Origin of the sequence: Brevundimonas fluminis (assembly GCF_003934285.1) — a bacterium.
Taxonomy (GTDB): Bacteria; Pseudomonadota; Alphaproteobacteria; order Caulobacterales; family Caulobacteraceae; genus Brevundimonas; species Brevundimonas fluminis.
Genome location: NZ_RQWJ01000004.1, coordinates 340,828 through 352,617, shown reverse-complemented (window position 1 = coordinate 352,617; position 11,790 = coordinate 340,828). Strand labels below are relative to the sequence as shown.

Here is an 11,790-nt window from a genome sequence, read left to right as displayed (position 1 = left end):
GAGCACTCATGGCCGGTCTCAAGGACAAACGCGGCTTCATCGACAAGGAGCGGCTCGACCTCTCGGAACGTCAGGCCGTCGAGTACTGGATGAAACGCTGGGGCGTGACCCGCGACCAGATCACCGCGGCGCACCGCAAGGTCGGGCGCCTGACCAGGGACATCGCCGCGGAGCTGGGCAAGAAGCGCTGAGCCCGAACGACGACGGCGGGAAGGACCTGCGCCCTCCCCGCCGCCTGCTGGTCGTCAGGACGACCCGATTAGCCGATGCGCTCGAACACGCCGGCGAGCGCCCGCATGCGACGGGCGTCGACCGCGCTGACGCCGCGTGCGCCCGCCGCCTCGGTCAGACGCGCCGCGACGGCGTCCGCGGTGGCGGCGTCGGCCGAGCCGGCCCGCCAGCCGTCGACCACGGCCCTGGCTTCACGCATCAGGGCCGCATCGGCGCCCGAGCGGGTGAGCTGGTCGACGTAGGACATGGCCACGTCAGGCGTGTCGGCCCATTCGACCCGCGTCTGGGTTTGCGGGTTGATCACGTCCATCCGGACCGCCTCGGCCGCGGCGATTTCTGCCGGCGACAGCATGTCGGACGGCACCAGCTTCAGAACGTCGACGCCGCGCGCGATCTCGCTGGAATAGATGCGGCCGTTGAACCAGTAGGCCGACCACGAACCGCCCACCATCAGCCGATCGGCGTCCAGCGGGCCGCGGTCGAAGTACGCGATTTCGACCGGCTTCATCGGATCGGAGAAGTCCATCACGGAGATGCCGCCCTGGTACCAGGCCTGCACCATCAGGTCGCGTCCCGGGACCGGAATCAGGTTGCCGTTGTGGGCGACGCAGTTCTCGCTGGCGTTCTGCGCCGACGGCAGCTTGTGGAACGCGCGGCCGCGCAGCTTGCCGTCGCCGCCGACGGTGGCGATCAGGTTGGCGCCCCAGGTGGCGGGATCCTCAAGCTGGCAGCGGGCGCCGATGCCCCCGCTCCACTCGTCGGTGAAGACGATCTTGTCGCCGGTGTTGTCGAACGTCGCCGAGTGCCAGTAGGCCATGTCCGGGTCGAACAGGTCCGAAATGCGCTTCGGGTTCTCCGGATCGGAGATGTCCAGGAAGATGCCGTTGCCCGCGCACGCGCCGGCCGCCCGGTTGATGCCCGGGAAGACGGTGATGTCGTGACACTGGTTGGTCTGGGCCGTCTCCTGGCTGGTCACGCCGATGCGGCCACCGGTCCAGAGGCCGTCGATGCGGCCGTTCTCGTCGGCGAAGATGCGCGGACGATTGACGATGGCGGCGTCCTGCGGACGGTCCAGCGGCACCTTGATGACGTCGATCGAGTACAGCGCCGTGTCGGCGTTGCGGCCCGGTTCGCCCGACGAGCAGATCGACAGCTCCTCGGCCCGGCGCACGCCCGAGGTGCCCGAGTTGTAGACGTAGAGGACGTTCGGATCAGAGCTCGGGACCAGGGTGTGGGTGTGCGACCCCCGGCAGGTCTGGACCGCCGCCACCTGGCGCGGGTTCTGCAGGTCCGAGATGTCGAAGATGCGCACGCCGCGGAAACGCTCGGCGTTGACCGCGCCCCCTGCCCCGCTGGCTCCGCAGTCGACGCGACCGCGGTTCTCTTCCACCGACATGAACAGCAGGTCGCCGTGGACCGACAGGTCGCCCTGCCCGCCCGGGCAGACGACCGAGAGGATCAGCTCCGGCTTGCCCGACGACACGTCATAGGCATTGAAGCCGTTGAAGTTGCCGACGAAAAGGCGATTTCCTGAAAGCGCCATGTCGGTGTTCGACAGGGCGAGCGGGCTGAAGGTGTCCGGGCTGGCCTGGATGCGCGCGTTGAGGGCCTGGCCCTCTTCCTGCGTCGTCGGCGGGGCGAAGATCATGGCCGGATCGAAGAAGCCGGGCGGAGGCGCGACGGCATGCTCCAGCGCCAGGCCTTTCGCCGCCTGACCGGCGTCCATGATGCCGTCCGACAGGCGCGTCCGTTCGTCGACGGCGACGACGGGGACCGAGGCCTGCTGGGCCTGGGCGGCGACGGCGCCGGACAGGACCGCAAGGGCGGCGGCTGAGGAAAGCAGGGTCTTGCGAACGAACATGGCCGCTCCTTCAGGTTCAGAGTTCAGCGAGAAGACTGCGCATGCGCAGGATTTCGGAGGATTGGTCGGCGACGACCGAGGTCACGAAGTCGGACAAGAGGGTGTCCTCGGCGGAGTCCGGCAGCGCCAGCAACTCCTCGACCATGTCCAGCGCGCCCTGGTGGTGCTGGATCATGCCTTCCAGAAACAGGCGGTCGAACTCGACGCCTTCCGCGGCGGCGAGACGCGCCATCTGGGCCGGCGACAGCATGCCCGGCATGATCGGCGTTTCGGAAGGCGCGGCCGCATGTCCCGCATGATCGGCGTGTCCGGCATGGGCGTCGTGGCCGCCTGCGGCCGGGGCGCCGTGCCCGGCGTGGAGGTCGTGCGCCTCGACGGGCTGGCCGCGGGCCTGCAGCCAACCGCGCATCAGGTCCATCTCGGACGCCTGTCCGATGGCGATGCGCCGGCCCAGCGCCTTGACCCGCGGGGAGTGTCCGCGCACCTCCAGCAGCTTGACCATGTCCACCGCCTGGGCGTGGTGGACGATCATGTGCTGCATGAAGCGCACGTCCGCCTCTGTGTAGGTCGTGCGCGCCAGCTCGGCGGCCTGCTCGGCCGTCACCGTGCGCGTCGGCTGACCCGGCGCACCCGGCTGGAAGATCGGCGGCGACGCGGGCGGATCCTGACGCGCGGGCGTCGTCGGATCCTGTGCCGTCAGCGACAGGATTCCCAAGGCGATGCCCAGCGGATGCGGCAAATCACGAACTCCCCACGCGACTTAGGCCGGGACACTAGGGCGAGCGAAGCCGTCCGGGCAAGCGCGAAGGGGTGTCTAATCCGTAATGTAGCGGGGGGTCAGACGTGGATCACGCGGCCGTACGCGTCGAGCGCCGCTTCGTGCATGGCCTCGGACATGGTCGGGTGCGGATAGACAATGCCGTGGACGTCTTCCTCCGTCGCCTCCATGGTCATGGCGGTGACGTAGCCCTGGATCATCTCGGTCACCTCGGCGCCGATCAGGTGCGCGCCGATCAGGGCGCCCGTCTTCGCGTCGAAGATGGTCTTCACGAAGCCCTCGGTATCACCCGACGCGATGGCCTTGCCGTTCACCTTGAAGGGGAAGCGGCCGATCTTCACCTCGCGCTTCTCGGCCTTCGCCTGCTGTTCGGTCACGCCCACGGAGGCGACCTGGGGCTGGGCGTAGGTGCAGCCGGCGATGGGCGACTGCACGGTCGGCGTCTTGAAGCCGGCGATGTGCTCGGCGGCGTGGATGCCTTCGTGCGACGCCTTGTGCGCCAGCCACGGCGCGCCGGCGCAGTCGCCGATGGCGTAGAGCCCCTTTACGTTCGTGGCGCAGTGGCCGTCGATGGTGACGTGGCCGCGGTCCATGTTCACGCCCAGCGCCTCCAGCCCGATGCCGTCGGTGTTGGCGGTGATGCCGACGGCCGAGATGCAGACCTCGGCCTCCAGCGTCTCGGCCTTGCCGCCGGCCTCGATCGACACCTTCACGCCGGACTTGTCCTTCGCCACCCTGGTGACCTTGCAGCCGGTGCGGAACTTCATGCCGCGCTTCTCGAACGCCTTCTGCGCCGCCCTGGACACCTCCTCGTCCTCGACCGGCATGATGCGGTCGAGGGCCTCCACCACGGTCACCTCGGCACCGAGCGCGCGATAGAAGCTGCCGAACTCGATCCCGATCGCGCCGGACCCGATCACGACGATGGATTTCGGCATGAACTTCGGCGCCATGGCCTCGCGATAGGCCCAGATGCGGTCGCCGTCGGCCTCCAGCCCGATCTGGGGGATCGCCCTGGCGCGGGCGCCGACGGCCAGCATCACCGACTTCGCCTCGACCGTGCGCGATCCGCCGGCCTTGAGCGCGATCACGACCTTGGGCGCGTCCTTGCCCTTTTCCAGCTTCGCCGTGCCCTCGATGACCTCGACCTTGTTCTTCTTCATCAGGAAGCCGACGCCGCCGTTCAGCTGTTTGGCGACGTTGCGCGAGCGCTGGATGATGGCGTCGAAGTCGAATCCGATCTTCTCGGCCGACAGGCCATAGTCCTTGAGGTGCGACAGGCTTTCGTACTTTTCGCCCGACTTCAGCAGGGCCTTGGTCGGGATGCAGCCCCAGTTCAGGCAGATGCCGCCCAGGTTCTCGCGCTCCACGATCGCGGTCTTCAGGCCCAGCTGGCTGGCTCGGATGGCGGCCACATAGCCGCCGGGGCCCGAGCCGATGACGATCAGATCGAATTCAGCCACGGTCTCGTCCTCAGGCCAGCATGGTCACGGGGTCTTCGATCATCGCCTTGAAGACCTGCAGGAAGCGCGCGCCCACCGCGCCGTCCACGACGCGGTGATCGCAGGTGAGGGTCACGGTCATGACCGTGGCCACGGCCAGCTGGCCGTCCTTGACGACCGGGCGCTGTTCTCCCGCCCCCACGCTCATGATCGCGCCCTGCGGCTCGTTGATGATCGAGGCGAAGGCCTTGATGCCGAACATGCCGAGGTTGGAAACCGAGAAGGTGCCGCCCTGGAACTCGTCGGGCTTCAGCTTGCGGTCGCGGGCGCGTTTGGCCAGATCCTTGGCTTCCGTCGCGATCTGCCGCAGCGACTTGGTTTCGCAGGCGCGGACGATCGGGGTGATCAGGCCGCCGTCGATCGCCACCGCCATCGCCACGTCGGCGTGGTGGTGCATGGCGATGCCCTCCGGCGTGTAGCTGGCGTTCGCCTCCGGCACGGCCTTCAGCGCCATGGCCGAGGCCTTGAGCACGAAGTCGTTGACCGAAACCTTGACGCCGTCCTTCTCCAGCATCGCATTGACCCGGGCGCGCGCGGCCAGGAGGCCGTCGATCTCGCAGTCGATGGTCAGGGGGAAATGCGGGACGTCGCGGAAGCTGTCGGTCAGGCGGCGCGCGATGGCCTTGCGCATGCCGTCCAGCGGGATCAGGTCGTAGCTGCCGGCCGGAATGCCCTGCTGCTCCAGCGACAAAACCTGGCGCGGCTCGCCCTTCGGCGGCGCGCCCGCGGCCGCCGCGGTTCCCGCTCCGCCCTTCACGCCCTCGACGTCGCGGCGGACGATCCGGCCGTGCGGGCCGGTCCCCTTGACGGTCGACAGGTCGACGCCGTTCTGCGCCGCGATCCGGCGGGCCAGCGGCGAGGCGAAGATGCGCTCGCCGGCCGCCGTCGCCGGAGCCGGAGCCGGAGCGGCTTTCGGCGCCTCCGTGGCGGGTTCGCTCGCGGGGGCGGCGGCGTTGGCAGACCCGGCCTTGGTCTCGTCTTTCGGCGCCTCGGCCTTCTTCGGCGCGGGCGCGGCGTCGTCGCCGGCGAGACGGGCGATGGGCGTGTTGACCTTCACGCCCTCGGTTCCTTCCGCGACCAGGATTTCCAGCACCTCGCCCTCGTCGACGGCCTCGACCTCCATGGTCGCCTTGTCGGTCTCGATTTCGGCGATCACCTGGCCGGCGGAGACCACGTCCCCGACCTTGACGTGCCACTTGGCCAGCACGCCCTCTTCCATGGTGGGCGACAGGGCGGGCATCAGGATGTCGGTCATTGCACGCTCCCCTTCGCCGCTTCGGGCTCGGCCACCGTGCGCACGTCGTCGGCCGCGATGACCTCCGACAAGCCCTTCAGGATCTGGTTATAGGCCTGCTTCTCGTCCATGCCGTGCCGCACGCCGTAGCCGTGGGCCATGTGACGGGCGGCGTAGGCCAGCATGCGGCCGAACTGGGTCGGGTCCGAGAAGGCCGGCTTGATGGCCATGACCGGCTCGCGCCTCGACCACCACATGCGCAGGATCTCGATCGCCTCGGGATCGGCCGCGACGCTGTCGGGAACGTTCAGGCGATGTTCGACCGGCTCGCTCATGCCATGACCGCCTTCACGGCGGCGACGACCTTGTCGACGCCCGGCAGGGAGAGCGCCTCCAGGTTGGCGGCGTAGGGCAGCGGCACGTCTTCCTGATGCACCCGCAACGGCGGCGCGTCGAGGTAGTCGAAGGCGTGCTCGATCACTCGCGCCACGACCTCGGCGCCGACGCCCATCGGCCCCCAGCCTTCCTCGGCGGAGACCAGACGGCTGGTCTTTTTCACACTCTCGACGATGGTGTCGGTGTCCAGCGGGCGCAGGGTGCGGATGTCCACGACCTCGCAGCTGATGCCTTCCTCGGCCAGTTTCTCGGCGGCCTGCAGGGCGAAGCCGACCATTCGGCTGTGGGCGGTGATGGTGACGTCAGTCCCTTCGCGGCGAACCTTGGCCTTGCCGATCGGGACGATCCAGTCCTCGACGTCGGGCACGTCGAACTCGAGCCCGTACATCATCTCGTGCTCGAGGAAGACAACGGGGTTCGGATCGCGGATCGCCGCCTTCAGCAGGCCCTTGGCGTCGGCGGCGTCGTAAGGCGCGATGACCTTCAGCCCCGGCACCTGGGCGTACCAGGCGGAATAGTCCTGGCTGTGCTGGGCGCCGACGCGGCTGGCGGCGCCGTTGGGCCCACGGAACACGATGGGCGCCCGGATCTGCCCCCCCGACATGTACAGGGTCTTGGCCGCCGAGTTGATGATGTGGTCGATCGCCTGCATGGCGAAGTTGAAGGTCATGAACTCGACGATGGGCTTCAGGCCCGACATCGCCGCGCCGACGCCGACGCCGGCGAAGCCGTATTCGGTGATCGGCGTGTCGATCACCCGGCGCTCGCCGAACTCCTGCAGCAGTTCGCGGCTGACCTTGTAGGCGCCTTGGTACTGGGCGACTTCCTCGCCCATCAGGAACACGCTCTCGTCGCGGCGCATCTCCTCCGCCATGGCGTCGCGCAGGGCGTCGCGGATGGTGGTCTTGACCAGCTTGGCGTCGGCCGGGATCTCCGGGTCCCTGAGCTCGACCTTCGGCTTCACCGGCTCCTCGGCCGCTCCCCCCGTCGGCGGGGCCTTCTCAGGATCGCCGGTCTTGCCCTCGACGGCCGCCTTGGCGGCAGATTCGGCCTTCGGCGCCGACGCGCCCGCGTCGTCGCCCGAGAGGCGCGCGATCGGCGTGTTGACCTTCACGTTCTCGCTGCCCTCCGGGACGAGGATCTCCAGCACCTCGCCCTCGTCGACGGCCTCGACCTCCATGGTCGCCTTGTCGGTCTCGATCTCGGCGATCACCTGGCCGGCCGACACCGTGTCGCCCGCCTTGATGTGCCACTTGGTCAGCGTGCCCTCTTCCATCGTGGGGGACAGCGCCGGCATCAGGATGTCGGTCAACGGTCAGGCCTCCACGTAGACGTCGGTGTAGAGCTCGGACGGGTCCGGCTCCGGGCTTTCCTGGGCGAACTGCACGGCCTCGGCGACGATCGCCTTGATCTCGGCGTCGATGGCCTTGATCTCGTCCTCGGTCGCCTTGGCCTGGTCGAGCAGCTTCTTCACGTGCTCGATCGGGTCGCGGGTCGTCTTGACCTCGTCGACCTCCTCCTTGGTCCGGTACTTGGCCGGATCCGACATGGAGTGGCCGCGATAGCGGTAGGTCTTCACTTCCAGGATGAAGGGGCCGCCGCCTTCGCGGGCCCGCTTCACCGCCCGCGCCGTGGCGTCGCGCACGGCCAGCACGTCCATGCCGTCGACCTGTTCGCCCGGAATTCCGAAGCTGGCCCCGCGCATGTGGAGATCGGTCGTCGCCGAGGCGCGCTCGATCGAGGTGCCCATGGCGTACTGGTTGTTCTCGATGATGAAGATGGCCGGCAGCTTCCACAGCTGGGCCATGTTGAAGCTCTCGTAGACCTGGCCCTGGTTGGCCGCGCCGTCGCCGAAGTAGATGAAGCTGACCGAATCGTCGCCGCGATACTTGCCGGCGAAGGCCAGGCCGGTGCCCAGGGCGACCTGGGCGCCGACGATGCCGTGGCCGCCGTAGAAGCCGGTCGGCACGTCGAACATGTGCATCGACCCGCCCTTGCCCTTGGACGAGCCGCCGATGCGGCCGGTCAGCTCGGCCATGACCTCCTTCGGGTCCATGCCGGCGGCCAGCATGTGGCCGTGGTCGCGATAGCCGGTGATGATCTTGTCGTGGCCCTGCCTGACGCTCTCCTGAACGCCGACCGCCACGGCCTCCTGACCGATGTACAGGTGGCAGAAGCCGCCGATCAGACCCATGCCGTACAGCTGGCCCGCGCGCTCCTCGAAGCGGCGGATCAGCAGCATCTCGCGATAGAAGCGGAGAAGGTCCTCCTTCGACGCCTGCGGCGCGTTCGGAAGCTTCTTCGGGGCAGTCTTTTCGGAGGGGGCTTTCGCCATCCGCCATCTCCCGGCTGGACCCCAAAGCCGGGGCCTTCTGACTTTACGGAAAGGGGCTTTAGCAGCCTTGGTTCCGGAAAGGCAAAGCCGGGATCACGCGCTGTAACAACAGTTCAGGCGGCGGACCGGCGCCCGTCCCCGGGCGTGGCCGGCGCCTGCACCTCGACCACCACGTCGCGGGGATCGGAATAGCCCAGAAGTGCCCGCGCCCGCTCTTCGAGCAGGTCGCGCGACAGATTGTCGTCGCTCAGATGGCGCACACGCACCTCGAGGTCCGCCCGCTCGCGTTCCAGCCGCAGCGCCTCAGCCTCCTTGGCTTCCAGGGCCTCGGCGCGCGCGTGCGCCGACAGCAGGCCCAGCTGGCCCGTCAGCGCCTGGATGGACAGGTAGACGACCGCCAGGAACAAAGCGGCGGTCACGCGATACGGCTTCATGCGGTCCAGCAAGTCGGACGCTCCTTCTGAGCGCGGGGGATTCCCTATTCAGGGATGACCGAAAATGCCTAACGAACCGTAGCTTGGCCGGAGAAACTAGCGCAGCAGCATGCCGTCGCCGTAGTACTGGCCCTGGTCGCCCAGCATCTCCTCGATGCGCAGCAGCTGGTTGTACTTGGCGGTGCGGTCCGAGCGGGCCAGCGAGCCGGTCTTGATCTGCCCGCAGTTGGTGGCCACGGCCAGGTCGGCGATGGTCGAGTCCTCTGTCTCGCCGGAGCGGTGGCTCATGACGGCCGTGTAGCCGGCGCGATGAGCCATATCGACCGCATCCAGCGTCTCGGAAAGCGTGCCGATCTGATTGACCTTGATCAGGATCGAGTTGGCCAGACCTTCGCCGATGCCGGCCGCCAGGCGCACCGGATTGGTCACGAACAGGTCGTCGCCGACCAGCTGGACCCGGTCGCCGAGCCGCTCGGTCAGAGCCTTCCAGCCGTCGAAGTCGTCCTCGGCGCAGCCGTCCTCGATCGACACGATCGGGAAGCGTTCGCACAGATCGGCCAGGTAACCGACCATGGCCTCGTGGTCGAGGACCTTGCCCTCGCCGGTCATGTGGTACTTGCCGTCCCTGAAGAATTCGGTCGAGGCCACGTCGAGGCCGAGGTGGAAGTCCTCGCCGGCCAGATAGCCGGCGGCCTGACCCGCCCTGGTGATGAATTCCAGGGCTTCCTGCGCGGACGCCAGATTCGGCGCGAAGCCGCCCTCGTCGCCGACGTTGGTGTTGTGTCCCGCGTCCTTCAGCGCCTTCTTCAGCGCGTGGAAGATCTCCGTGCCCATGCGCAGGCTCTCGGAGAAGCTCTCCGCGCCGGTCGGCAGGATCATGAACTCCTGGATGTCGATCGGATTGTCGGCGTGGGCGCCGCCGTTGATGATGTTCATCATCGGCGTCGGCAGGATGCGCGCCGAGATGCCGCCGACGTAGCGGTGCAGCGGCAGTCCGGCCGAGATCGCGCTGGCCTTGGCGCAGGCCAACGATACGCCGAGGATGGCGTTCGCGCCCAGCCGGCCCTTGTTCTCCGTGCCGTCCAGCTGGATCAGGGCCTCGTCGATCCGGCGCTGATCCTCGGCGTCCATGCCGGACAGGGCGTCGAAGATCTCGCCGTTGACGGCGTCGACCGCCTTCAGCACGCCCTTGCCGCCCCACAGGTCCTTGTCGCCGTCGCGCAGCTCGACGGCCTCATGCGCGCCGGTCGAGGCGCCGGAGGGAACCGCCGCCCGGCCGAAGCTGCCGTCGTCCAGGATCACGTCCACCTCGACCGTCGGATTGCCGCGGGAATCGAGGATCTGGCGGGCGACGATGTCGGCGATGTCGGTCATGGTTCGGTCCGGTGGCTGAAAGGTCCGCGCGGTGTAACGCAGACCCTCCGCATGCGCCACCGGCCCGCGTCAGGAACAGCCTTCGACGTACTGGATCGACGGACCGCCGCCCCGCATCGCGGAGACACGGCCGTCCATGCCGATCTCGTAGACCAAACCGCGCGCGTCCGGGTCCTGAACATAGGCCGTGCCCGAGGTCGGCGGGCTCCACACCGTGACGTATTCCGCCGGGGCCGAGCTGTACTTGTGCGGACTCGCGACGGCGGCGGGGCCATAGGCCGTCTTCACCGCCGACGCCTCGTCGCCCAGGCCGAAGCCGCGGTCGGATTTCAGGGTGGAGCCGCGGATCAGCGAGATGCGCGTCAGGCGGTCGTTCTCGATCATCACCAGAGTGCCTTCCGGCGCGCGAGCGGGGCGGAACTCGTCGCACTGGGCGGGGTCGGCGCCGCCGACGGCGTCCGGGTTCGCGTCCTCGCCCCAGGCGGCGACCACCTCGGCGCGGGTCATGCCGATGCGCAGCGGACCCAGGCCGGTGGCCGTCAGGGCGTTGCCGTCCGCCGGCGCGGCCGGCGTGGTCCGGGGCGCAGTGGGCACTGTCGGCTCGGCGGGGGCCGTGGCTTCCTCGGCGGGCGGCGCGCCGCAGGCGGCGAGGGCCAGGGCGGAAGCGGCGACGGCGGTGATCAGGATCAGGCGCATGAACGGCTCCGGATGTTGAGGAAGCCGACACAACGCACGAAAACGGCGCGCGGGGCTACCCGCGCGCCGTCAAAGCTCGGCATTCGCCGGACTTGTCGGGACTATTCGTCCTTGGGCGTCAGCACCTGACGACCGCGATAGGTGCCGGTCTTCAGGTCGATGTGGTGCGGGCGCTTCAGCTCGCCGGTGTCCTTGTCCTCGACGTAGGCGTTGGTGCCGAGGGCGTCGTGGGCGCGACGCATGTTGCGACGCGACGGCGATACTTTGCGCTTGGGAACGGCCATGTCCGTCTCGATCTTCAGGCTGGGCGCCGCCGGAAAGGCCGGAGGACGCGGAAATACGACTGCGGCGGCCGAACCGGGCCGCTGCGGGAGGCGGGCTTATGCCGGAACGTCATGGCGATTTCAAGCCTCGCCGCGCGCGCGCCAGGTCTCCCGCGAAAGGCCGTAGAAAAAGCTGTCCTTCCACGCCCCGCCGACGTTCCAGGTCCGCGCCGCGAACCCCGTCCGAACGAAGCCCAGCTTCTCCAGCACGCGAATCGACGCGGCGTTGTCGGGATCGACGTCCGCGGTGGCGTCGGCATGATCCGTCGTGGCGAACAGGTGGTCGAGGGCCGCCGCGCACGCTTCCGACGCCATGCCCCTGCCCCAGACCTCGGGATGCAGGATGTAGCCGATCTCCGGCGGCGCGAAGAAACCGGCCTTGCCGACGACGCGTCCTTCGAACTCCACCACGAAGTCCGGATTGCCGGGACCCTTCGCGATCATCGACTCCAGCCAGACCCGCGTCTGGTCATGATCGGCGTGTGGCGGCGTGGACCACCAGCGGGTCGCCTCGACGCTGGACAGGACGGCGTGCATCGCCGCCAGATCGTCCGGACGGGCGGTGCGCAGGGTCAGACGGGACGTCCGGATTTCCATGCTGCGCCGATGCTCCCGCGTCCCACCGC

13 protein-coding genes are annotated in these 11,790 nt (G+C 68.6%); 1 reads left to right on the top strand and 12 read right to left on the bottom strand.

The window, feature by feature from the left end:
• Positions 1-8: 8 nt before the first annotated feature.
• Positions 9-191: a DUF3606 domain-containing protein gene (locus EFJ44_RS10675; RefSeq protein WP_125257196.1), complete on the top strand. Its 183-nt coding sequence runs from the start codon at positions 9-11 to the stop codon at positions 189-191.
• A gap of 68 nt (positions 192-259) precedes the next feature.
• On the opposite strand, the gene EFJ44_RS10670 is transcribed toward EFJ44_RS10675, so the two are convergent.
• The 12 genes from EFJ44_RS10670 to EFJ44_RS10615 form a co-directional block, all read right to left on the bottom strand.
• Complete coding sequence (locus EFJ44_RS10670) at positions 260-2,092, bottom strand: LVIVD repeat-containing protein (RefSeq protein WP_125257195.1); 1,833 nt, start codon at positions 2,090-2,092, stop codon at positions 260-262.
• Between the two features lie 16 nt (positions 2,093-2,108).
• Complete coding sequence (locus EFJ44_RS10665; RefSeq protein ID WP_125257194.1) at positions 2,109-2,831, bottom strand: DUF305 domain-containing protein; 723 nt, start codon at positions 2,829-2,831, stop codon at positions 2,109-2,111.
• Positions 2,832-2,929: 98 nt separating this feature from the next.
• Positions 2,930-4,333 (bottom strand): dihydrolipoyl dehydrogenase, encoded by a 1,404-nt coding sequence (gene lpdA, locus EFJ44_RS10660; protein ID WP_125257193.1) that lies wholly within the window; start codon positions 4,331-4,333, stop codon positions 2,930-2,932.
• Positions 4,334-4,343: 10 nt separating this feature from the next.
• A complete protein-coding gene (locus EFJ44_RS10655) occupies positions 4,344-5,627 on the bottom strand; it encodes a pyruvate dehydrogenase complex dihydrolipoamide acetyltransferase (protein ID WP_125257192.1) in 1,284 nt (427 codons plus the stop codon).
• Positions 5,624-5,941: a DUF5076 domain-containing protein gene (locus EFJ44_RS10650; protein WP_125257191.1), complete on the bottom strand. Its 318-nt coding sequence runs from the start codon at positions 5,939-5,941 to the stop codon at positions 5,624-5,626. The genes EFJ44_RS10655 and EFJ44_RS10650 overlap by 4 nt, the downstream gene beginning before the upstream one ends.
• Positions 5,938-7,314, bottom strand: coding sequence for a pyruvate dehydrogenase complex E1 component subunit beta (locus tag EFJ44_RS10645; RefSeq protein ID WP_125257190.1), 1,377 nt, complete (start codon positions 7,312-7,314; stop codon positions 5,938-5,940). Before EFJ44_RS10645 ends, EFJ44_RS10650 begins: the two co-directional genes overlap by 4 nt.
• A gap of 3 nt (positions 7,315-7,317) precedes the next feature.
• Entirely contained in the window at positions 7,318-8,337 is a 1,020-nt protein-coding gene (pdhA, locus tag EFJ44_RS10640; RefSeq protein WP_125257189.1) for a pyruvate dehydrogenase (acetyl-transferring) E1 component subunit alpha, read from the bottom strand.
• Positions 8,338-8,450: 113 nt separating this feature from the next.
• A complete protein-coding gene (locus EFJ44_RS10635; RefSeq protein WP_125257188.1) occupies positions 8,451-8,783 on the bottom strand; it encodes an FtsB family cell division protein in 333 nt (110 codons plus the stop codon).
• Positions 8,784-8,867: 84 nt separating this feature from the next.
• Entirely contained in the window at positions 8,868-10,145 is a 1,278-nt protein-coding gene (eno, locus tag EFJ44_RS10630) for a phosphopyruvate hydratase (protein ID WP_125257187.1), read from the bottom strand.
• A gap of 69 nt (positions 10,146-10,214) precedes the next feature.
• On the bottom strand, positions 10,215-10,841 hold the full coding sequence (locus tag EFJ44_RS10625; protein ID WP_125257186.1) for a hypothetical protein: 627 nt from the start codon (positions 10,839-10,841) through the stop codon (positions 10,215-10,217).
• 101 nt (positions 10,842-10,942) lie between these two features.
• On the bottom strand, positions 10,943-11,125 hold the full coding sequence (rpmF, locus tag EFJ44_RS10620; RefSeq protein ID WP_125257185.1) for a 50S ribosomal protein L32: 183 nt from the start codon (positions 11,123-11,125) through the stop codon (positions 10,943-10,945).
• Between the two features lie 120 nt (positions 11,126-11,245).
• Positions 11,246-11,761 carry a GNAT family N-acetyltransferase gene (locus tag EFJ44_RS10615; protein ID WP_125257184.1) on the bottom strand — a complete coding sequence of 172 codons (516 nt, stop codon included), beginning with the start codon at positions 11,759-11,761 and terminating at the stop codon, positions 11,246-11,248.
• Between the last annotated feature and the right edge of the window lie 29 nt (positions 11,762-11,790).